Below are 19949 nucleotides of genomic sequence, written 5' to 3'. Positions count from 1 at the left end.
AGGAGAGCGTGCGCTCTATGGACGCTGTGACCCAGGTCCCCGCGCCGGTGAACGAGCCGGTCCACAGCTACGCCCCCGGCAGCCCGGAACGGGCTCGCCTGGAGGCCAAGCTGAAGGAGCTGGGCGGCCAGGAGCCGGTCCAGCTGACCATGACGATCAACGGTGAGCGCCGGATGGGCGGCGGCACCGAGTTCCACGTCGTCCAGCCGCACAATCACGCGGCTCGGCTCGGCACCCTGCGCAACGCCACCCAGGCCGACGCGCAGGAGGCCATCGACACTGCCCTGGCCGCTGCCCCGGCCTGGCAGGCGCTCTCCTTCGACTCCCGCGCCGCGATCTTCCTCAAGGCCGCCGACCTGCTGGCCGGCCCCTGGCGCGAGACCCTGGCCGCCGCCACCATGCTCGGCCAGTCCAAGACCGCCCAGCAGGCCGAGATCGACACCCCCTGCGAGCTGGTCGACTTCCTGCGCTTCAACGTGCACTTCGCCCGCCAGATCATGGCCGAGCAGCCGATCTCCTCGGACGGCGTGTGGAACCGCAGCGACCACCGCCCGCTGGAGGGCTTCGTCTACGCGATCACCCCGTTCAACTTCACCGCGATCGCCGGCAACCTGCCGACCGCGCCCGCGCTGATGGGCAACGTGGTGCTGTGGAAGCCCTCCCCGACCCAGCAGTTCTCCGCGCACCTGCTGATGCAGCTGCTGGAGGAGGCCGGCCTGCCCAAGGGCGTCATCAACATGGTGACCGGCGACGGCCTGGACGTCTCCGCCGTCGCGCTCAAGCACCCGGCGCTGGCCGGCATCCACTTCACCGGCTCCACCGCCACCTTCCAGCACCTGTGGCGTTCCGTGGGCGAGAACATCGCCGGCTACCGCACCTACCCGCGGATCGTCGGCGAGACCGGCGGCAAGGACTTCCTGGTCGCCCACCCGTCCGCCGACCCGGCCGTGCTGAAGACCGCGATGACCCGCGGCGCCTTCGAGTTCCAGGGCCAGAAGTGCTCGGCGCTCTCCCGGGCCTACGTCCCCGCCTCGATCTGGGCCGGTCTCAAGGACGAGTTCGCCGCCGAGGTCGACGGCCTCACCATGGGCGACGTCACCGACCTGTCCAACTTCATGTCGGCCGTCATCGACGAGCGCGCCTTCGCCAAGAACAAGGCCGCCATCGACCGCGCCCGGGCCGACGACTCCGTCGAGGTCCTCGCCGGCGGCACCTACGACGACTCGGTCGGCTACTTCGTCCGCCCGACCGTCCTGGTCTGCCAGGACCCGGCCTCCGAGTACTTCCGCGACGAGTACTTCGGCCCGATCCTCGCCGTGTACGTCTACGAGGACGAGAAGTACGACGAGATGCTGGCCCAGATGGAGTCCGCGTCGGCCTACGGCCTGACCGGCGCGATCATCGCCCAGGACCGCGCGGCGGCCCAGGACGCGATGCACAAGCTGCGCTTCGCCGCCGGCAACTTCTACATCAACGACAAGCCGACCGGCGCCGTCGTCGGCCAGCAGCCCTTCGGTGGCGGCCGGGCCTCCGGCACCAACGACAAGGCCGGCGCCAAGCAGAACCTGACGCGCTGGACCTCGACCCGCTCGGTCAAGGAGACCTTCGTCCCGCCGACCGACTACCGCTACCCGCACATGGGCTGACCAGCCCGTTCTCGACCGCTCTGCGCCAGTAGCCAACGGTCACCCGCGATGCCCGGCCCCGCAGCCGGGCATCGCCCCGCCGGGGCGGCGGCTCCACCCCCGTACCGCCGCCCCGGCTCTTTCTGCCACCCTTGGAAACACCAGCTCCTGGAGTCACGATGCTCCGTTCCGCCCTTCTCGCGGCCTCCCGGTCCCCCCAGGTCCGCACCGTGGTCGAGAAGTTCCCCCCGACCCACGCGATAGTCGAGCGCTTCGTCGCCGGTGACGTCCTCGACGACGCCGTCACCGCGACCGACGACCTGGTCGCGACCGGCCGCAAGGTCACCCTCGACCACCTCGGCGAGGACACCAAGGACGCCGCCCAGGCGGCCGGCACCGCCGAGGCGTACGAGCACCTGCTCAAGGCCCTCAAGGAGACCGGCCTGGCGGCCGGCGCCGAGGTGTCCGTGAAGCTGTCGGCCGTCGGCCAGTTCCTGCCGGTGGACGGCGAGAAGATCGCGCTGGAGAACGCCCGCCGCATCTGCGAGGCCGCCGCCGACGCGGGCACCACGGTGACCCTCGACATGGAGGACCACACCACCACCGACTCCACCCTCGCCATCGCGCGCGAGCTGCGAGCGGACTACCCCTGGCTGGGTGTCGTCCTCCAGGCCTACCTGCGCCGCACCGAGGCCGACTGCCGCGAGTTCTCCGGCGCCGGCTCCCGGGTGCGGCTGTGCAAGGGCGCCTACAAGGAGCCCGAGTCGGTCGCCTTCCAGGGCAAGCACGAGGTCGACCTCGCGTACGTCCGCGCGCTGAAGATCCTGATGGCCGGCGAGGGCTACCCGATGATCGCCTCGCACGACCCCAACATGATCAAGATCGCCGGCCAGCTGGCCCAGTGGAACAACCGCACCCGGGACTCCTTCGAGTACCAGATGCTGTTCGGCATCCGCCCCGAGGAGCAGCTGCGCCTCGCGGAGGAGGGCAACACCATGCGGGTCTACCTCCCGTACGGCCAGGAGTGGTACGGCTACTTCATGCGCCGTCTCGCCGAGCGCCCGGCCAACCTCACCTTCTTCCTGCGCGCCATGGCCACCCGTAGCTGACCGCGGCGGCAGGTTGGAACGGCCCGCACCCCTGACGGGGGGTGCGGGCCGTTCCGTTTCCTAGGGCCTGTCTTCAAACTCCCGACTGCGGGGCGCTGGCCTGCGACTTCTCGCGGTCGACTGGCATAGGATCCCGGTGCCGGTCAACTGGGCTTTTGATGGGAGGAGTTGGGGATGCTGAAGGAGTTCGCGGGGCTGTCCACGCCGTTGGTGGCGGATGCGTGTGTGCGGCTCGGGGTGGGGGTGCGGGCGGCGCCGGCGGGGGTGGGGGCGGTGGTGGCCGGGGGGCGGGTCGCGGGGCGGGTGCTGCCGGTGCGGCACTACGGGAGTGTGGACGTGTTCCTGGAGGCGTACGGGGCCGCGCTGGACGGGGACGTGCTGGTGATCGACAACGGCGGGCGGACCGACGAGGCCTGCATCGGGGACCTCGCGGTGCTGGAGGCGCGGGCCGCCGGGGTGGCCGGGATCGTGGTGTGGGGGCTGCACCGGGACACGCCGGAGCTGGTGGAGATCGGGCTGCCGGTGTTCAGCTACGGTGCGCTGCCGGTGGGGCCGCTGCGGCTGGACGGGCGGGAGCCGGAGGCGCTGGAGTCGGCGCGGTTCGGGCCGCACCTGGTGGGCGTCGGGGACGTGGTGTTCGCCGACGCCGACGGGGTGCTGTTCGTGCCGGCCGACCGGGCCGGCGAGGTGCTGGCGGCGGCCGCCGGGATCGCCCGGACCGAGCGGGCGCAGGCGGAGCGGATCGTCGCCGGGGACACCCTGCGGAAGCAGACCCGGTTCGAGGAGTACCTGGAGGGGCGGGCCGCCGACCCGTCGTACAGCTTTCGGCAGCACCTGCGGCGGGTCGGCGGGGCGATCGAGGAGTAGTGTCCCTGACGGCGAACTCCCTTACAGCGGGCGGTACATGACGTACAGGCCGACGTAGCCGTCGACCGGGTGGTGGAACGCCTCGGGGACGGTGCCGACGACCTCGAAGCCCAGTGACCGGTAGAGCCGGACGGCGTGGTGGTTGTTGGCGACCACCGCGTTGAACTGCATGGCGCGGAAGCCGGTTCGGCGGGCCCAGTCGAGGGTGTACTCGACCAGGGCCCGCCCGATGCCCTTGCCGTGGTGCGCCGGGTCGACCAGGTAGCTGGCACTGGCGATGTGCGAGCCGTTGCCCTGCTGGTTGCGGTTCATCTTGGCGGTGCCGAGCACCGCGCCGGTGGCCTCGTCGACGGCGACCACCGTGCGGTGCGGGGCGGTGAGCAGCCACCAGGCCTGGCCCTGCTCGAAGTCCAGGTCGAGCGGGAACGTGAACGTCTCGCCGGCGGCGATGACGGTGTGGAAGAACGGCCAGATGGCCGGCCAGTCCTCGGGGGTGGCTTCGCGGATGAGCATCGGGCCAGGATGATCCTCGGCGGCGGGACGCGCCAGTGGTTTTCGGTCAGCCGCCGAGGGCGGTGCTCTCGACCTGGGCGGCGGCGAAGGACTGGCCCTTGGCGTTCGGGTGCACCAGGGCGTACTTGAGCGGTACGACGCTGGTCAGCACGCCGTCCAGCCAGTGGTCGGCGTCGCAGACGCTGTGCCCGGCGGAGCCGGGGTAGAGGTCGACGTAGGTGTCCTGGTGGGCCGAGGACACCTGCTCGATGGCCAGGTTGAGCGGCTCCAGGATGCCGGTGCGGGCCCAGGCGAGGTCGCCGGGGGTGAAGGTGGCGAACTGCAGCAGGTTGCCGTACTGGCAGCGGGCGGTGTCCTCGGGGACCAGGTGCGGGTAGCCGACGGTGATGACCCTGGCGGCCGGGGCCTTCGCCTGGATGGCGGTGAGCATGGCGCCGTAGTCGGTGCGCAACTGGTTGAGGCGGCCGGGAAGTTGGGCGGCGTACTTGTCCTTGCAGGGCGTGCCCTGGCCGAAGTGGGCGGCGCCGAGTTCGATGCAGTCCTTGAGGATCTGGCCGAAGCCGAGGTCGTTGCCGCCGATGCCCACGGTGACCACGTCGCTCGCCGGGTCGACGGCGTCGATCTGCGGCGGGACGGGCGGGTAGGGGGCGTTGGGGTCGCTGCCGAGCGGGGGGAGCGGGCGGCCGAGCGGGCTCTGCTTGTTCACGTGGACGTCCGGGCTGGTGGCGCCGCTGCAGCTGACGTTGTGCAGGTCGACCAGGGAGCCGAGGTCGCGGCGGATCAGCTCGGGGTAGGAGCCGGTGGTGCGGGCGCAGCCGTCCTGCGGCTCGGTGAGGTCGCCGGTGGCCTCGATGACGCCCGCGGTGTAGGAGTCGCCGAGGGCGGCCCACTTCAGGGCGCCGGCGCGGGTGGCGGGCTTGGCGGCGGCGTGGACGGCAGTGGGGGCGGTCAGGCCGAGGGTGAGGGCGACAGCGGTGCCGGCGACGGCGAGGCGGGACGGGAATCGGGGCACGGTCTCTCCTCAACGGGTGCACGGGCGTACGGGTGCAGGACGCGGTGGAGAGTGCGGTTCACCCCCCTGAGAGTCAATCGAGTCGATCCGTGGACGACTTGATGCCCCAGGGGGGTGAAATCGTGGGCGTGGCTTTGACGTTCGGGATGGTGTTCGGTGTGTGCTCGGGGCTGCGTCGGGTGTCGCGTTCGGCGTTGCGTCGGGTGTCGCGTTCGGCGTTGTGCCCGGCGGTGTGCCCGGCGTCAGAGGAGGGCGGCGGACGGTTCGATCATCGCCCGGGCGGTCTTGCCGTCGACGAACTCGCCGAGCGCCGTCATCTCCCACTCGCCGGTGGGGCGGCGGACCAGCTTGCACATCACCACGCCGGTGCGCGCCTCGGAGTGGGTGAGGTCGAAGCGGACCAGCTCCTCCTCGGTGCGGACGTCCACCAGGCGGCAGTAGGCGTTCCGCAGGTCGGTGAACTTCTGGCCGGAGAAGGAGTTCACCACGAACACCAGCGCGTGGACCTCGGCTGGGAGACCCTCCAGGTGGACGGTGATCGCCTCGTCGTCGCCGCCGTCCCCGCCGACCAGGTTGTCGCCGGAGTGGGCGACCGCGCCGTCGAAGACGGTCAGCTTCATGAACCAGGCCGTCTCCAGGCGCTGGTGCTTGGAGTCGAAGGCGAGGCAGGAGGCGTCCAGGTCGATGTCCCGGCCGCGGGCGGCGGACTCCCAGCCGAGGGCCATCCGGACCGAGGAGAGGAAGGGGCGGCCGTTCTTCACCAGGGAGACGGAGCTGCCCTTGACCAGGTTGACCCGCCCCTTGTCCAGGGTGACCTTGGGGCGCTCGGCGGGGGCGGGGGTCGGCGCGGCCGGGGGTGCGGCGGGCATCGAGGGGACGGTGGCGAGGGCGATCCGGGGGTCGACCGGCGGGACCGGCGGGACCGGGGGGACGGGCGGCAGCGGCGGCGCGGCGGGGGAGTGCATCTGGACGGTCGGCGCGCTCGGCGCGGACGGGTCGGCGGCCGGGTGCGCGGTGGCGGCGGCAGACTGCGCGGGGGCGGTCGGCTGCGGGGGCGGCGCCGGGGAGTCGTCGACGCTGACGCCGAAGTCGGTCGCGATGCCCGCCAGGCCGTCCGCGTAGCCCTGGCCGACCGCGCGCACCTTCCAGGCGCCGCCCCGCCGGTAGACCTCGACCACGATGAGCGCGGTCTCCAGGCCCAGCCGGGGCGGGGTGAAGGTGACCAGGACGGCGCCGGTGTCGGCGTCCCGGACGGTGGCGGTGGGCTCGATCCCGGCGAAGGTGGCGGACTGGTCGGCCGGGCTGGCGGTGACTACGATCTTGCTGATGTCGGCGGGGACGGCCGCGGTGTCGACGGTGATCGCGTCCGGTGCGCCGGCGGAGGCCGGGCGGAGGCTGACACCGGGCCCGTGCGGGGCGTTGAAGAAGACGAAGTCGGCGTCCGAGCGGACCTTGCCGGCGTCGGTCAGCAGCAGGCCGGAGACGTCCAGCGCCTTGGGCGCGGTGACCTCGACGGTCACCCGCGCGGCGGTCAGCGGTGCGTTGCCGCCTTGGGTCAGGACGGTGGACAAGGACTCCTCCTCGGGTGCGGAACGACGGCCCGGGCCGGGGCCGGTGGGGCGTCGGGCCGGGTGCTGCCCACAGTAACGAACGAGGGTGCGGGGATGAGCCCATGAGCTGCCTGATCGTCTGACGATCGGATGAGGCGATGGGCGTTCAGTGGGGCGTTCGCCAGGGCGTTCAGCCGGACGTTCAGGGGGACATTCAGTGGGACTGGTGGGCCAACTGCTGGGCGGGCTGCGGCGACAGCGGACCGAAGCCGCCCAGTGCGGCGACCGCCCGGGGGTGCTCGATGCCGAAGGCGGCGGCGTTCCAGCCCTCCGGCGGAGCCGGCTTGCGCACCGATCCGATCGGGCCGGACGGTTCGGCCGGGCGGCTGCCGCGCACCACGAAGCCGTAGCGACCGGGCTTGACGTCGGTGCCGGGCGGGGTGGTGAAGCGGTAGACCAGGGTGCCGCGCTCCTGCTGGGTGGTCACCACGGCGCCCGGCAGATCGGTCCAGGCGGCGCCGCTGCCAGGGGCCAACTCGCCTGCGGCGAGTCGGAATTCCGCTTGCAGGGCGGTGACCGGCTCGGCCACCGAGAGGTCCAGGGCGTGCCGGATGCCGTCGCGGCCGACGGTGGTGGTCAGGCCGGTGCCGGTGAGGGTCCGGTCGGCCTCCGGGGTGGTGGCGTCGGCGTTGTCGGCGCCGTTCCGGCCGGTGGCCGAACTCTTGGGGGCGTCGGTGCTAACGGGGGCGTCGGTGCTAACGGGGGCGTCGGTGCTCCCGGGGCTGCCGGTGCTCTCCGGGGTGCCGGCGTCGGGGGCGTCGGCGCCGGCGGCGCCGACCGGACCGGGCCCCGGGCGGGCCGGGGTGGTCGGCTGGAGCCCGGGCGGGTGCGGGGACTGTCCGGCGCCGGGCTGCCCGGTGGGCGGCGTGGCGGGCGGGGACGGCTGGGCGGAGGGGGAGGCCCCGGCGTCCGCCCGGCCGTCCGTCCCGGCGGCGCCCACGGGGGAACCGCCCACGGGGGAGTCGGTGGCGGGGGAGTCGCCCGCGGACCGCGGGTCGTGCCCGGCGGAGGCCTGCCCGCCGGTCGACGGCACGACCGGGGCCGCCGTCCCGGCACGCAGGCCGGCCGGGGGTGTGGCCGCGGCGTTCGCCGGACCGGACGGGTGGGTCGAGGCGTGCCCCGAGGGCTTCGGGGTGTGCGGACGGCCGGAGGGCGCGGGGGTGTCCTGGGTCCGGTCGGTGGCGGCATCGGCCTGGTCGGTGCCGCTCGGGCTGGGCGGCGGGCTGGTGCCGACCCGGGCGACGCCGGCCCGTCGGCCGATGCCCTGTTGCTCGTTCAGCAGGAGGGTGGTGGCGATGCTGATGCCGACGACGGTGGACATCGCCATCGCGGCGCCGGAGAAACGCAGGGTGGGCAGCCGGAACCGGCCGCCGAACGGGCGTGGTCGGCCGTGCCGACCCTGCCGTGCGGGCTCGTGCTGCACGTCCCGCGTGGTCTCCCCACGCACAGCCACCGGACCCCTCCCTCCCCGAAGTCGCCGTCGCGTCGCCGTATTGTCCCACGCACCACCGCCGGGCCCGGATCCGGCCGTCCGGGGGCCGGTCCCGCGGCGGGCCCGCGTCGGGAGGGGAGAGCGTACCAGCGGGTGGCCGAAGGGCGGACAGCAGCCATAGATCTTACGGACACCCGTACGGAGAAAGGAAGTTGACGGTCAGTCTGATAAGTCTGGTAAGGGGTCGCGGGGCCGGTCGGGGATTATTGCAACCCCCTTGCAACCCTTGCCCGCCCGGCCGCCGGTGGCGCAGGCTGATGGCATCCCGCGCCGTTCCCGGAGAGACCGTCATGCCGCCCGACCCGCTGTCCGCAGCCTCCAGTGCCCCCCTCGCCGCCACCCCCACGGGCGGCGATGGGGGCGGCTCCACCGCCGCTCCGGCGGCGGTGGAGGAGGTCCTGGTGCTGCGGATCTCGCTGGGCGATGAAGTGGTCGGCGAGGTGCGCACCCGGTTCCGCTTCGACGCCGCCCGCCCGTACGAGGTGCTGTTGACCTTCCACGTGGGGCGTCCGGACGAGGCGGACTGGGTGTTCTCCCGCGACCTGCTGCGCGACGGACTGCACACGCTGAGCGGCCAGGGCGACGTCAAGCTGTGGCCGGCCTACTGCCCCTGCCACGGCTCGACGCTGCACCTGGCGCTCGAATCCCCGCACGGCAGCGCCCTGTTGGAGGCCTCCAGGCCCCGGGTGCAGTCCTGGCTGGACCGCACCTACACGCTGGTCTCGGCCGAGGCGGAGCGCGACTGCGGGCCCACCGACGACCAGTTGCTCGCGCTGCTCGCGGGCGGCTGAGGCACCGGCGCCGCGGCGCCCGGCAGCCGGGCCCGGCCCGCCGCCAGCTCGGCCCGCAGCCGTCGGACGGCGGGGGCGACGGAGGAGGGCAGCAGGTCGTACGGGTCCTCCGGCCCCTCCACGGTGACCAGCACCGAGTCGGCGAAGCGGTACGGCCGGTGGGCCAGCAGGCCGCCCAGGTAGCGGCGCAGCCGGGACAGTTCGGCACGGACCGTCACCGTCCGCCCGGCGTCGCCGAACAGCGCCTCGGCGAGCTGCGCCGCGGTGCTGCCGCCGCGGGTGGTGGCGAGCAGCAGCAGCAGTTCGGCGTGGCGCGGGCTGACCGGGTGCGACCAGCTGTCGGCGGCGCCCCGGACGGACAGTTCGGGGCGGTCCGGCCGCCGCAGGTCGAGCAGGATCCGGGCGCCCTCGGCCCGTTCGGCGCTCAGCGTGCCGGAGCCGTCCGGCTCGTCGCCCCCGGCCGGGCGGACCGGGCGCACCAGCCAGCCGTCCGCGAGCGGCTCCAGCACGCACTCGCCGAGCCCCGGCACCCAGTGCACGGCGGCCGGGGCCCAGCCCTCGCTGGGGACGCGCAGCCGGCTGGGCGGCGGCAGCCCGGCGGAGGCGGCGGTCCAGCCGGCCGCGTCCACCACCAGGGCCGGGCCGCCGACCCGGGCGAGCAGCGGGGCGGCGAGGGTGCGCAGCTGGTTCAGCGCCTCCAGCCGGTGGGCGCGCAGTTCGGTCTCGGCGAGCCGGGCGGCGGTGGCGGTGAGCTGCAGCAGGTACGGGCGGACGTTGTGGGCCGGGCCGCTGAGGTTGATCGCGCCGACCAGTCGGCCGGTGGCCGGGTCGTGCACGGGCGCGGCCACGCAGGTCCAGGTGTGGTGGCTGCGCAGGTAGTGCTCGGCGGAGTGGACGTGCATCGGGCGCTGGGCGCGCAGCGCGACGCCGATGCCGTTGGTGCCGACGGTCTCCTCGGTCCAGCGGGCGCCGGTGACGAAGCCGATCCGGTCGGCGCTGCGGCGCAGCCCGCGCTCGCCCTCCTGCCAGAGCACGTGGCCCTCGGCGTCGGCGATGGCGAGGATCAGCGGGGCCTGGGCGACCGGTTCGAGGAGGGTCTCGCGCAGCACCGGCATGACGTTGTCGAGCCCGCTGGCCCGGCGGCGCTGCTCCAGTTCGGCGGGGCCGAGCAGGACGGTGGCGGCGCCGCTGTCGGGGTCGAGGCCGAGGCGGCGCAGCCGGGCCCAGGAGTCGCCGATCTCGGGGCGGGGTTCGAGCCGGTCGGGGCGGCCCGGGCCGGCCGGTCCGCCGGGTCCGCCGGGTCCGCCGGTCTCGGGGAGGGTGAGTTCGCGGGCGGCGGCGGCGTCGAGGGTGCGCTCGTGAACCTTGGCCAGTTCCGCCGCGGTCGGCGGGGTGCGGCGCTCTGGTCGTCGGGACTGCCGTCCGGTCTGCCGCACTCGCGTTGCTCCTCGCCGCCGTTCGAGGACGCGCCGGGGTCGACGCGCTGACGAAAGCGTACGGGTGCGGTGGGCGTGTGGGGATGGGGTCTGCCAAGTCCGCATACCGGTCGGTACGGAAACGGTCCGGTGGCGGTGCGCGGTGTGTCCGGTGGGTCTGCGGCGAGGCCCGGCGGGGCGGATTTCAGCGTTCCGTGCCGGGCTCGTGCTGGGCGGCCTCGACGGTGTGGTGGAGGTCGGCGGTGGCCTCCAGGGTGGCGCCGGTGGTCAGGGCCAGGCAGACGGCCAGGGCGAGGGCGACGGCCCGCAGCCGGGTGGCCGGGGTGGTGGCCGGGCGGGGCTGGAGCAGGGCGGCGACCCGGCGCGGGACCGGGCCGGAGTGGGCGGCGGCGACCAGCGTGGGGCGGGCCGGCCAGGGCGAGCGGCTCGCGGCGAGGGCGGCCCGGCCGACCGCGCGGGCGGTCACGGCGCGGTCGCCGACCCGGGCGGCGGCCACCTCGTCGGCCCAGCGCTCCAGGTGGTACCCGAGGGGCGCGCGCAGGGGGCGGAGCGCCGGGTGGAGGTCGGCGGCGTGCTCGGCGAGGGCGAGGAAGACGTGGTGCCGACCGGTGAGGTGGGCGCGCTCGTGGGCGAGCAGGGCGGAGCGCTCGGGGCCGCTGAGGGCGCGCAGCATCCCGGAGGTGACCACGATCCGGCCCGGCTCCCCGGCCCGGCCGGGGCGGCGCAGGCGGCCGGGGAGGGCGAAGGCGTCGGCGCGGTCGTCGTCCAGCACGGTGAGCGGGTGGTCGGCGGGGTGCCGGAGCCGCTCCAGGGCCCGGCGGAGCCGGGTGGGGGCGGAGCCCGGCAGGAGCCGTACAGTGCCCCGCGCGCTCCGGGTGGCGCGCGCCCCGCGCACGGAGGCGGGCCAGGGGCGCATGTCCGGATGCTGGTCGCCGGCCGTCTCGGCGGGGCTGTGGCCGTGGCCGAGGGCGGGGCCGGGGTCGTGGCCGAGGCCCTGGCTTTCGCTGCCGGTTTCGTAGTGAAGGACCGGGGCCGGCAGGGCGGCCCGGGCGGTGCGTAGTTCCCGCCGGCGGCGGCGGGCGGTGCGGACCGCCAGTGCGGCGAGCGCGGCCAGGGCAAGGCCGGCCGCCGCGGCGGCGAGCGGGGCGCTGGGCGCGGCGGCGGTGAGCCAGGGCAGCGAGAGGTGGCCGAGGGCGGCGACCGGGGGCAGCTGGAGCAGTCCGGCGGTGGCGAGCAGTCCGAGCGAGCAGAGGGTGCCGGCGGCCAGGACGGTGGCGGTGCCGGCCAGCAGCCAGGCGGCGGCGCGGGGGGTCAGCGCCTCGGCGAGGCGGCGGGCCAGCGGGACGGTCAGGAAGGGCAGCAGCAGCGGCGCCCAGACGGCGAGCATCACGGTGCGCCCGCCGATCCCGGCCGGCCGTCGCCTCCGTGGGCTCCGTGGGCTCCATGGACTCCGTGGGTCCCGTGGCCTCCAGGGGTCCCGTGGGCTCCGTCACCTCCGTCGCCGAGCAGGGCGCGCAGCAGTTGCTCGTCCTCGGCGGAGAGGTCGGAGACGAAGCGGGCGAGCACGGTGGAGCGGTCGGCCTCGCGGCCCAGCTCGGTGTGCATCCGGCGGGCGGCGAGGCCCGCGGTGTCCTGGACGGTCGGGGTGTAGGCGTAGGCGCGGCCGGCCCGGGTGCGCTCGACCGTCCCCTTGTCGTGCAGCCGGGCCAGGATCGTCGCGATGGTGGTGCGGGCGAGGTCCCCGCCGAGCGCCGTCTGGACGTCCTGCGGCGTCATCGGTTGCCGGGCCGACCAGAGGGCGGCCAGCACCTCGGCCTCCAGCTCCCCGGCGGGCCGGCGGGCGGACGGTACGTCGGACATGGCGGCGCTTCCTCCAGCTATCGTCTACAGTCATGTAGACCGTCTACGCCACTGTAGACGGTCGAGGTGCGTTCCGCGGCGAACCGCGGCGGGACCGCCCCCCAACGTACGGGAGGTCCGCAAGCCTTGCTCCAGTTCCTTGCCGATCCGGTGTCCCAGCTCGCCGTGGGGTCCCACCTCGCCGGGGGCTCCCACCTCGCGGTGAACCCGCTGGACGCGTCCTCGCTGCTCGCCGCCTTCGGCGCGCTCGGCATCGCCGTCGTGCTGTTCGCCGAGACCGGCCTGCTGGTGGGCTTCTTCCTGCCCGGTGACTCGCTGCTGTTCACCGCGGGCCTGCTCTGCGTGCCCGGCGCCACCAAGGGCCCGCAGCTGCACCTGTGGCAGGTGCTGCCCGCCGCGCTGGTCGGGGCCCTGGCCGGGGCGCAGGTCGGCTACCTGATCGGCCGCCGCGGCGGGCGGGCGCTGCTCTCCCGCACCGAGCGCAAGAGCCTGCTGGAGGGCGTGGCGCGGGCCGAGGAACTGCTGGCCAAGTACGGGCACGGCAAGGCGATCGTGCTGGCCCGGTTCATCCCGGTGGTCCGTACGGTGCTGAATCCGCTCTGCGGCGTACTCGAAGTGCCGGTCCGCTCGTTCACCCTCTGGCAGGTCGTGGGCGGCGTGGTCTGGACGGTCGGCGTGGTGCTGGCCGGGTACGGGCTCGGATCCTCGATTCCCGGGATCGACCAGTATCTGCTGCCGATCATCGGTCTGGTAGTAGTTGTCTCCGTGCTCCCCATTGTTCTTGAACTGTTCCGCGCCCGTAAGGCGCGCCGTCACGGAGGTGACGTGTGATGTCCTCTCGGGCTCTGGCCGTCTACGACGGCAGCGGGATCGACGGCAGCCTCTACACCCGGGTCAACGGGTGGGCGCAGTCGGCCCCGCACTGGCTGGACGACGTGATCAAGGTCTGGTCGGCGATCGGCCTCGGGCTGTTCGCGGTCTTCATGCTCTACGCCTGGTGGCGGGCGCGCGGCGCCGACTCCGTGGTGATGGCCCGGGTGCTGGCCTCGCCGGTGATCGTGGTCGTCGCGTACGGCGTCAACTCCGTGCTCAAGGGCATGGTCGAGGAGCTGCGGCCGTGCGCCCAGATCCCCGGCAGCGTCTCGCTGGAGACCTGCCCGACCGCCGGGGACTGGTCCTTCCCCAGCAACCACTCGGTGATCGCCTTCGCCGCCGCGATCTCGCTCTGGTTCGTCAGCCGCCGACTCGGCGTCGTCGCCACCGTCTTCGCCGCGCTGATGGCCGCCTCCCGGGTCTGGGTCGGCGTGCACTACCCGCACGACGTGGCGGTCGGCGCCCTGGTCGGCATCGTGGCCGCCCTGCTGCTGGCACCGCTGGCCGGACGCTGCGGGCCGCTGGTCGACAAGATGCGCTCAGGCGCGCTGCGCCCGCTGCTCGGGCCCGGCGCGCTGCCGGTGGCGACCCGCGGGTACGCCTCGCACCGGGCGCGGTAGTACCGGGTGCGGTAGTCCCGATTCCCGAGCGGTCCGCCCCTTGTCCGGTTTCGGACGGCGGGTGGAGCATGTGAGCCGGGCGCGGTGCCCTTGATGGGGGCGCCCGCCCGGCTCAGTCGTGCCCGGGGCGCGAAGGCACCGGGCGCCAGCGGAGGGAGTGCCGAATGCCGTACCGACTCGACATCACGCAGGGGGACTGGCCGGGCGACCTGCTGCACAAGGGCGTCGAAGGCCTGCTCGCCGAAGCCATGGTGCTCACCCTCGCCACCGCCGGCCACGAACACGGGCCGCACGCCAACCTGGCCTTCTTCGCCTACGACGAGGACCTCGTCCTGTACTTCGTCAGCGAGCGCTCCACCCGGCACAGCCACCACCTCGCCGAGGAGGCCCGGGCCGCAGCCACCGTCTTCCTGCCGCCGCCCGCCTTCGGCGAACAACTGCGCGGACTCCAGCTGACCGGCAGCGCGAGCGAGGCCTGGGGGCGGCAGGCGGAGGCCGCCCTCGCGGCCTACCAGGGGCGCTACCCGGCCTTCGCCCAGGACGAGGACACCCGGCGGCAGTACCTCACCGGCGGCGGGGCGGCGGCGCTCTACCGGTTCCAGGTCGAGGACCTGACGGCGGTCGACGAGCCCAACTTCGGGCGGCGCAACTACCTGCGGGCGCGGGTCGTGCGGGAGTAGCCGCGAGTGGCTCAGCGCCCGGTGGTCAGAGGGCCCGTTCTCCCGATCTCGCCCCCTCGGCGGAACGGCACCCGGCGCGGGCGGCCGTTGCGGACCACCGCCACACCGAGACCGGCGGTACCGGCCATCAGGAGGGCGTTGACGCCGAGCGCGATGGCCACGTCCCTCGGGAAGTCCACGTTCTCCGGCAGGCGCGCCTCCGCGACGCCCCTGGGGTCGTAGCGGACGGTGAGCCGGTCGCCGACCGCGTGCGAACGCAGACCCGCGAACACCGTGCCGTCCGGGATCGGCACGCCGTTCCCGTCCACGAGGTCGTACGTCGAGTCCGGGTGCTTGCCCTGGGGGAAGTCGCGCGCCGCCGTGACCCGGGCGGTGGTGGTCACCCCGGAGGTACTGAGGATCACCGAATCCCGGGCGGAGTCCACCGACCCCAGCGCCAGCAGCCACAGAACCGCGCCGAACACCGCCATCCAGCAGCCCGCCCCCGCCCCGAGCAGCCGGACCACCCCCACGACCCAGGCAACCCCGATCACCAGCCCGAGCAACACCGCGCTGCCGAAGCCCACGTACGTGCTCACCGCCACCAACCCCACCGTCCCGGCCGGCACCGCCGCCACCAGCCCGACCGTCAGCGCGACCGCCCCGCGTCTACTCGTTTCCCCTGCCATGGCTTCCCCCGCTTCCCGGTACGACGGGCTGGAAGCGTACGCCCGGATCCCGACGGCCCTCGGGCGGGGTGCCCGGTCATCGTCGCTGGCGGCGCAGGCGGCGCCACGAACTCCCGGTGGGAGTAGGAAGTCGGCCGGTCCGACTTCCTGGTCATCGTCGTCGGCGCCGACAGGCGGTGGCGCAGGTGGCGTGGATCAGGGCGACCATGACGGTGCAGGTGATCAGGAGGAAGAGGAGGTTCGCCGCGCCGGGGTGGTCGTGGCGGAGGGGGTGGACGGCGAGTTCGGCGAGGCCGGCGCTCGTCGGGACGGCGAGGGCGGCGCCGAGGAGGGCGAAGGCGGAGGGCCGGGGGCGAGGGGTGCCCCCGGGGTGGTGATCTGCCACTCGGCAGGCGTCATCGTGACGGTCTCGCCGACGGCGGGCACCCACGGGTGCCGCGTCCGCCGGGCGCGGACGCCCTCGCGGATGACGTGGGTGAGCTTGACGACGACGTCGGGTCGGGCGGCGCCGAGGTCGACGAGCACGACGCCGGGGGTCGCCGCGCTGCGCCAATCGACGGTGACGAAGGACAAGACCGGCCCCAACCTCCGGTTCACCGCCGGGGCCTGGCAGAGCATCAAGGCCGGCGAGCTCGGCTAGTTCGGAGCGTGGGCGGCTCCGGCCAGGCCGGAGCCGCCCACGGAATTCAATGCACTTCCTCGTTGTCCAGGGCGTCCAGGGTGGCCGGGTCGAGGGCCGTCGCAGGTTCCGGGGAGAGGTGTTCGTGCCAGAGCTTGATCTGTACCCGGTGGATGCCGAAGTTGAAGGCCCGGCTGTCGTCGTAGAGGACCTCTCCGCCTCGCTCGTACAAGACGATGAGGGGCTCGAAAGGGTCCGGAAGGTCCGGAAGTTGCACCCCCGGTGTTGTCCCGCAGCGTCGCCCGCCGGACGGCCGCGCGGCAGACGAATTCGGCCGAGGCGCCGTCGACGTTCTCCTCGATGTACTTCTCAAGCCGCTCGGCCGTCGCCGGGGCCACCAGGACTTCCGGGGCCAGGGTCCCCGCGATGTCGAAGTAGGGCCACCTCGGTGGACCGCCCAGCACCTCGGCCCAGAATGAGGCTCGGCGGAGGTACTCGACCATCAGTCGGGACCGGGAGGCCGCGTGCGCGTCGTGGCCTGCCCGGTGGGTCCAGTCGATGGCGGCCAGGCGTTCCAGCAGGGTTGTGGTCATGCGTGTGGCGGTCAGCCGCTGTCGGTTGAGGAGTTGGTGCGGGCGGCCAGGGCGCGGAGTTCGGCCCAGCTTCGTTCGTCGAGGGCGTCGAGGGCGGCATCGTCGAGTTCGACGACGGGGATAGGCGACAGGTGGTCGCGCCAGTCGCGGCACGGCACCATGGTCGTGTCGAAGTCGACGAAGCCATTGGCGAACGAGAAGAGGCCACCGCGTTCGTAAACCCGGATCAGGGGTTCAAAGGGGTCAGGCAGCGGGGGGAGGTTCAGTCCGGGGGTGTTGGACAGGGCTGCCCACTGGATGGCGGCTACTGAGGTTTCAGCGGCGTACCACCTGTTCGAGGCGGCTTCGACGAATTCCTCGACATCCGCGATCACCGCCGGGTCGGCCCGTACCTCTGGCGCCACAATGGCCGCCAGATCGAAGATGGGCCAATACATGGTGTCGCCGTAGACGTCGAGCCAGAGCGCGGTACGACGCATGTACTCCTTCATGAGTGCTGCGCGAGAGAAGGACCTTTCGAGCGCTTCCTTGTGGGCCGTCCAATGGATTCCCTTGAGGCGGTCGACCATCAACTGAACAGAATTCATGCTCACTTGATATCATATCCTTTTGCGCGAAGTTGTGGCTTAAGGGCCTCGACCACGATATCAAGGTTCGAGAGGTCCGGGAGGACGGCTTCCGTGGGCGGCGTGAGCCCGTAACGCCACCAGTGGTCGAGCGATCCTTCTGCCGATACCTCCCCCGGATGAAAGCTCCTCGGTGCCAGATTGTGCGCGCCGAAATGCTGGGGGTTGATGGCGAAACTGCCGTCGCTCTTCCAGGCGTCCGGGTGACTGGAAAGGTACGGAAGGCCGGCTTCCATAAGTTTTGCCTCGACATATTCGTGAGCGATTGTGCCTCGAAGGGCGGGAATGGCGTCCCGTTTGATGAATCCACCCACGGCACCGTTCCACGGGGTGGAAATAGCCGCATCCGGCGAGAAATGGACGTCCTTCACCATATTGCCCTCGCCGGGCCCCACCTGGACATCATGGCGGTTGATCATGAGGTTGTCCTTGGCGACCTGGACGATCCGGGGGTCGACGCCGGTCTCCTTGGCGACCTCGATCACATCGTCCGTCCTGGTTCGGTACTTCTCGTAGACTGCCACGGCCCTCCCGTCCGGAGCGTTCTGCGGAGGCGACGCGTAGCGAGAACCGGAGTCCGATATCCAAGGTTCCGGAGGGGAACCCTTCTTGCCGCCCGGCCAGCCGTTCGCCTCGGCCCCGGTGAAGCCGGGGCGGCGCTTCGGAGTGCTCCCGGGCGCAGCCGCGCCGCCGACGGCGCCGAGGACGAGGTCGAGGGGCATGATCGGGCCGGTCTTGAAGGCGGCGTCGTAGCCGTAGCTGAGGCCCGCTCCGGTGATCATGCGGCCGGGCATGGTGTCGGCGGCGCCCGCGACCTTGGCCAGGCCGGCGAGGGCGACGGAGGCGTTCTCGGCGCCCTCGGCGGCGTTGGTGACGACGCGGGCGCCGGCGCCGAGGCCGGACCCGGCGCCGCCCATGATGCCGCCCGTCTCGGCGGAGTCGACCGCCTCGGTGAGGCTGTAGCCGCCGTCGTCGAAGAACTCGACGCGGATGGGCTGGGCGACGGCGAGGTCCACGGTGATGGCCTCGACGGCGCCGAAGGCGGCGCCGACCAGCACCGTGGCGGCGATGGTGGCGATGGCCTCGGAGACGGTCACGCCCAGGCCGGCCGCGGTGGCGACGATGGCGGCGGCGGCGCCTCCGGCGGCGGCTTCGGAGATGCCGGCGGTGAAGAAGGCCAGGGCGGTGCCGACGACCAGGGTGCCGCCGACGATCGCGGCCTCCTCCTCCAGCTTCTTGATCGCCTTGTCGACCTCGTGGGCGAAGTCGCGCAGCGCCTTGGCCAGGGCGCGGCAGGCGTCGGCGGTTTCGGGGAGCCAGCCCTTGCCCTTGCCGGCGCCGTCCTTGCCGCCGTAGTACCGGCCCCAGAACGTGCCGAAGGCGTCGATGGCGGGGCCGTGGTTGTTGGCGACGATGGCGGCGGCGGCCTGGTTGGTGGGGACGGTGACGTTGTCGAGGGCGGTGGCCATCGCCTCCCAGGCGTCGGCGACCGTACGGAGCTTGTCGGGGTCGGCATCGGGCCACCACATGCCGGTGAGCTTCTGGACGGCCTTGGCGACCGTGGACTCACCCACCGGCCGACCCTTCGTCGGAGCTGCGGCGGGTCACGGCAGCAGGTTCTTGGCGTGGTTGTCGGCGCCGGTGTGGTTGTCGGCGTGGGCCTTCAGCCCCTCGCCGATGCTGCCGAGGCCCTTGACCAGGACGTCGAGCGCGGAGAGCACATGGTCGTGCGGGGTGTTGTAGGCCGCCGCGAACTCGTTGCCCTGTTTGTCGCCGCCCCAGGGGCTGCCGGCCGCGGTGAGGCTCTGCTTGAGCTTGTCGAGCGCTTCCTTGAGGGCCTTGCTCTGGTTCTCGAAGGTCGGTGCGGCGTCCTTCAGTTCACCCGGCCGGATCTTGAACTCCGGACCGCCGGCTTTCGCTGCGTCATCACCCACGGCGTCGCCCCCCGTACTGTCCGTTCATCAGAAAAGGTGCGAAGAACAGGACGGAAGGACGGGCGACGGGGTTTCGGCGAGGTGGCGTGAGATGGGTCACGCGTCCGGGGCGGGGTGGGGTCAGCGGCGCCAGAAGGGGCGCTTCTTGGGGGCGGTCAGCTCGATGACGGCGGCGACGAAGAGTTCGTCGACCGGGGAGGGCCCCTGGCCGTGGTTGAGGTGGCCCTGGCTGGTCCACTCGCCGAGGACGGTGCCGGGGGTGCCGTCGAAGGGGTTGATCGCGTGTTCCAGGGTGAGGTAGCGGACGGTCTTGGCGCCCCTGGGGAGGATGACGGCGGCGAAGTAGGCCTCGGTGGAGCCGACCGGGGTGGGCAGGGTGACCAGGAGCAGGCGGTGGCCGTCGGCTTCGAGGTGGCGGCAGTCGAGGCCGTGGCTGGGCAGCCGGTCCTCGGGCGGGACGGTCTCGCCGACGCTGTCCCAGAGTCGGACGAGCTCGGGCAGCAGCTGGTGGCCGTCGGGGGACGGGGTGGTCACCAGCGGTCCCAGTTCCAGGAGTTGGTGGGAGAGCGAGCGGTGCGCGAAACGGTAGTGGTGGGGCCTGGGATCGGTCATGGGAACACGGTAGCGAACGGGCCGGGGCGGGGCGCCGGGGTTTCCGACACTCCGCCCCGGCCGGGGCAAGTGAACTGACGGATCGTCAGTGACCGCCCTTGAGGTTGAGCACGACCACCCCGACGATGATCAGCGCGATCCCCAGGATCTGCAGCTTCCCCAGTGACTCGCCGAAGGCGACCACGCCGATCCCGGCGACGGCCGCGGTGCCGGCCCCGGACCAGACCGCGTAGGCGACCGAGACCGGGATGTGCTTGAGCGCGCGGCCGAGCAGGTAGAAGGACAGCGCGTAGCCGATCCCCACCCCGACGCTGGGCCAGAGGCGGGTGAACCCCTCGGTGAGTTTGAGGCAGCTGGTGGCGCAGACCTCGCTCAGGATGGCGAGGGTGAGCAGAACGTAGGGCATGTC

23 protein-coding genes are annotated in these 19949 nt (G+C 73.1%); 8 read left to right on the top strand and 15 right to left on the bottom strand.

The features are described from left to right. Positions 1–17: 17 nt before the first annotated feature. From pruA to ACZ47G_RS19130, 3 genes are all read left to right on the top strand, one after another. Positions 18–1646: an L-glutamate gamma-semialdehyde dehydrogenase gene (gene pruA / locus ACZ47G_RS19140; protein ID WP_465744112.1), complete on the top strand. Its 1629-nt coding sequence runs from the start codon at positions 18–20 to the stop codon at positions 1644–1646. A 158-nt stretch (positions 1647–1804) separates the two neighbouring features. After that, positions 1805–2734, top strand: coding sequence for a proline dehydrogenase family protein (locus ACZ47G_RS19135; protein WP_465744110.1), 930 nt, complete (start codon positions 1805–1807; stop codon positions 2732–2734). Between the two features lie 174 nt (positions 2735–2908). Next, positions 2909–3601 (top strand): RraA family protein, encoded by a 693-nt coding sequence (locus ACZ47G_RS19130; RefSeq protein WP_465744109.1) that lies wholly within the window; start codon positions 2909–2911, stop codon positions 3599–3601. Between the two features lie 21 nt (positions 3602–3622). Here ACZ47G_RS19130 and ACZ47G_RS19125 read toward each other — a convergent pair whose 3' ends face one another. From ACZ47G_RS19125 to ACZ47G_RS19110, 4 genes are all read right to left on the bottom strand, one after another. Further along, positions 3623–4114 (bottom strand): GNAT family N-acetyltransferase, encoded by a 492-nt coding sequence (locus ACZ47G_RS19125; protein WP_465744108.1) that lies wholly within the window; start codon positions 4112–4114, stop codon positions 3623–3625. 46 nt (positions 4115–4160) lie between these two features. Further along, a complete protein-coding gene (locus tag ACZ47G_RS19120) occupies positions 4161–5126 on the bottom strand; it encodes an SGNH/GDSL hydrolase family protein (RefSeq protein WP_465744106.1) in 966 nt (321 codons plus the stop codon). 242 nt (positions 5127–5368) lie between these two features. Continuing rightward, the gene (locus ACZ47G_RS19115) at positions 5369–6685 is read right to left on the bottom strand and encodes a TerD family protein (RefSeq protein WP_465744409.1); all 1317 of its coding nucleotides are present in this window, start codon (positions 6683–6685) and stop codon (positions 5369–5371) included. A gap of 205 nt (positions 6686–6890) precedes the next feature. After that, on the bottom strand, positions 6891–8189 hold the full coding sequence (locus tag ACZ47G_RS19110) for a hypothetical protein (RefSeq protein ID WP_465744104.1): 1299 nt from the start codon (positions 8187–8189) through the stop codon (positions 6891–6893). 329 nt (positions 8190–8518) lie between these two features. Between ACZ47G_RS19110 and ACZ47G_RS19105 the strand changes: the two genes are divergently transcribed. Beyond that, on the top strand, positions 8519–9019 hold the full coding sequence (locus ACZ47G_RS19105; RefSeq protein ID WP_465744102.1) for an SsgA family sporulation/cell division regulator: 501 nt from the start codon (positions 8519–8521) through the stop codon (positions 9017–9019). Here ACZ47G_RS19105 and ACZ47G_RS19100 read toward each other — a convergent pair. The 3 genes from ACZ47G_RS19100 to ACZ47G_RS19090 form a co-directional block, all read right to left on the bottom strand. Continuing rightward, positions 8938–10455 carry a GAF domain-containing protein gene (locus ACZ47G_RS19100; RefSeq protein ID WP_465744100.1) on the bottom strand — a complete coding sequence of 506 codons (1518 nt, stop codon included), beginning with the start codon at positions 10453–10455 and terminating at the stop codon, positions 8938–8940. The two genes, ACZ47G_RS19105 and ACZ47G_RS19100, sit on opposite strands and share 82 nt — an antisense overlap. Positions 10456–10639: 184 nt before the next feature. Then, positions 10640–11842, bottom strand: a complete 1203-nt coding sequence (locus ACZ47G_RS19095; RefSeq protein WP_465744408.1) for a M56 family metallopeptidase — start codon at positions 11840–11842, stop codon at positions 10640–10642. Then, positions 11842–12315 (bottom strand): BlaI/MecI/CopY family transcriptional regulator, encoded by a 474-nt coding sequence (locus ACZ47G_RS19090; protein ID WP_465744098.1) that lies wholly within the window; start codon positions 12313–12315, stop codon positions 11842–11844. Before ACZ47G_RS19090 ends, ACZ47G_RS19095 begins: the two co-directional genes overlap by 1 nt. A gap of 165 nt (positions 12316–12480) precedes the next feature. On the opposite strand from ACZ47G_RS19090, the gene ACZ47G_RS19085 reads away from it, so the two are divergent. The 3 genes from ACZ47G_RS19085 (at position 12481) to ACZ47G_RS19075 (ending at position 14488) form a co-directional block, all read left to right on the top strand. Next, the gene (locus ACZ47G_RS19085) at positions 12481–13146 is read left to right on the top strand and encodes a DedA family protein (RefSeq protein ID WP_465744406.1); all 666 of its coding nucleotides are present in this window, start codon (positions 12481–12483) and stop codon (positions 13144–13146) included. After that, complete coding sequence (locus ACZ47G_RS19080; protein ID WP_465744096.1) at positions 13146–13808, top strand: phosphatase PAP2 family protein; 663 nt, start codon at positions 13146–13148, stop codon at positions 13806–13808. The genes ACZ47G_RS19085 and ACZ47G_RS19080 overlap by 1 nt, the downstream gene beginning before the upstream one ends. A 164-nt stretch (positions 13809–13972) precedes the next feature. After that, a complete protein-coding gene (locus ACZ47G_RS19075; protein ID WP_465744094.1) occupies positions 13973–14488 on the top strand; it encodes a pyridoxamine 5'-phosphate oxidase family protein in 516 nt (171 codons plus the stop codon). Between the two features lie 11 nt (positions 14489–14499). Here ACZ47G_RS19075 and ACZ47G_RS19070 read toward each other — a convergent pair whose 3' ends face one another. Together ACZ47G_RS19070 and ACZ47G_RS19065 are read right to left on the bottom strand one after the other, a co-directional pair. Then, positions 14500–15156: a hypothetical protein gene (locus tag ACZ47G_RS19070; RefSeq protein ID WP_465744092.1), complete on the bottom strand. Its 657-nt coding sequence runs from the start codon at positions 15154–15156 to the stop codon at positions 14500–14502. A 151-nt stretch (positions 15157–15307) separates the two neighbouring features. After that, positions 15308–15541: a hypothetical protein gene (locus ACZ47G_RS19065; protein ID WP_465744090.1), complete on the bottom strand. Its 234-nt coding sequence runs from the start codon at positions 15539–15541 to the stop codon at positions 15308–15310. Between the two features lie 90 nt (positions 15542–15631). On the opposite strand from ACZ47G_RS19065, the gene ACZ47G_RS19060 reads away from it, so the two are divergent. Next, positions 15632–15796 (top strand): hypothetical protein, encoded by a 165-nt coding sequence (locus ACZ47G_RS19060; protein WP_465744088.1) that lies wholly within the window; start codon positions 15632–15634, stop codon positions 15794–15796. A gap of 46 nt (positions 15797–15842) precedes the next feature. Here ACZ47G_RS19060 and ACZ47G_RS19055 read toward each other — a convergent pair whose 3' ends face one another. The 6 genes from ACZ47G_RS19055 to ACZ47G_RS19030 form a co-directional block, all read right to left on the bottom strand. Further along, on the bottom strand, positions 15843–16007 hold the full coding sequence (locus ACZ47G_RS19055) for a hypothetical protein (RefSeq protein ID WP_465744086.1): 165 nt from the start codon (positions 16005–16007) through the stop codon (positions 15843–15845). A gap of 372 nt (positions 16008–16379) precedes the next feature. Beyond that, positions 16380–16955 (bottom strand): hypothetical protein, encoded by a 576-nt coding sequence (locus ACZ47G_RS19050; RefSeq protein ID WP_465744084.1) that lies wholly within the window; start codon positions 16953–16955, stop codon positions 16380–16382. A 2-nt stretch (positions 16956–16957) separates the two neighbouring features. Beyond that, positions 16958–18568, bottom strand: a complete 1611-nt coding sequence (locus tag ACZ47G_RS19045) for a WXG100-like domain-containing protein (protein WP_465744083.1) — start codon at positions 18566–18568, stop codon at positions 16958–16960. A 30-nt stretch (positions 18569–18598) separates the two neighbouring features. Continuing rightward, complete coding sequence (locus ACZ47G_RS19040) at positions 18599–18928, bottom strand: WXG100 family type VII secretion target (RefSeq protein WP_380458935.1); 330 nt, start codon at positions 18926–18928, stop codon at positions 18599–18601. A 120-nt stretch (positions 18929–19048) separates the two neighbouring features. Then, entirely contained in the window at positions 19049–19540 is a 492-nt protein-coding gene (locus tag ACZ47G_RS19035) for a hypothetical protein (RefSeq protein ID WP_465744081.1), read from the bottom strand. A gap of 85 nt (positions 19541–19625) precedes the next feature. Continuing rightward, positions 19626–19946 (bottom strand): DMT family transporter, encoded by a 321-nt coding sequence (locus ACZ47G_RS19030; protein WP_465744079.1) that lies wholly within the window; start codon positions 19944–19946, stop codon positions 19626–19628. Between the last annotated feature and the right edge of the window lie 3 nt (positions 19947–19949).

It is taken from the genome of Kitasatospora sp. NPDC030952 (assembly GCF_055571335.1).
Note: the sequence above shows the minus strand (reverse complement) of the source record. Positions and strands in the feature narration are given on the sequence as shown.

Coding starts and splice junctions, on each gene's coding strand:
- pruA (WP_465744112.1), top strand. CDS start 18: ATGGACGCTGTGACCCAGGTCCCCGCGCCGGTGAACGAGCCGGTCCAC.
- ACZ47G_RS19135 (WP_465744110.1), top strand. CDS start 1,805: ATGCTCCGTTCCGCCCTTCTCGCGGCCTCCCGGTCCCCCCAGGTCCGC.
- ACZ47G_RS19130 (WP_465744109.1), top strand. CDS start 2,909: ATGCTGAAGGAGTTCGCGGGGCTGTCCACGCCGTTGGTGGCGGATGCG.
- ACZ47G_RS19125 (WP_465744108.1), bottom strand. CDS start 4,114: ATGCTCATCCGCGAAGCCACCCCCGAGGACTGGCCGGCCATCTGGCCG.
- ACZ47G_RS19105 (WP_465744102.1), top strand. CDS start 8,519: ATGCCGCCCGACCCGCTGTCCGCAGCCTCCAGTGCCCCCCTCGCCGCC.
- ACZ47G_RS19095 (WP_465744408.1), bottom strand. CDS start 11,842: ATGCTCGCCGTCTGGGCGCCGCTGCTGCTGCCCTTCCTGACCGTCCCG.
- ACZ47G_RS19090 (WP_465744098.1), bottom strand. CDS start 12,315: ATGTCCGACGTACCGTCCGCCCGCCGGCCCGCCGGGGAGCTGGAGGCC.
- ACZ47G_RS19080 (WP_465744096.1), top strand. CDS start 13,146: ATGTCCTCTCGGGCTCTGGCCGTCTACGACGGCAGCGGGATCGACGGC.
- ACZ47G_RS19075 (WP_465744094.1), top strand. CDS start 13,973: ATGCCGTACCGACTCGACATCACGCAGGGGGACTGGCCGGGCGACCTG.
- ACZ47G_RS19070 (WP_465744092.1), bottom strand. CDS start 15,156: ATGGCAGGGGAAACGAGTAGACGCGGGGCGGTCGCGCTGACGGTCGGG.
- ACZ47G_RS19050 (WP_465744084.1), bottom strand. CDS start 16,955: ATGAATTCTGTTCAGTTGATGGTCGACCGCCTCAAGGGAATCCATTGG.
- ACZ47G_RS19035 (WP_465744081.1), bottom strand. CDS start 19,540: ATGACCGATCCCAGGCCCCACCACTACCGTTTCGCGCACCGCTCGCTC.
- ACZ47G_RS19030 (WP_465744079.1), bottom strand. CDS start 19,946: ATGCCCTACGTTCTGCTCACCCTCGCCATCCTGAGCGAGGTCTGCGCC.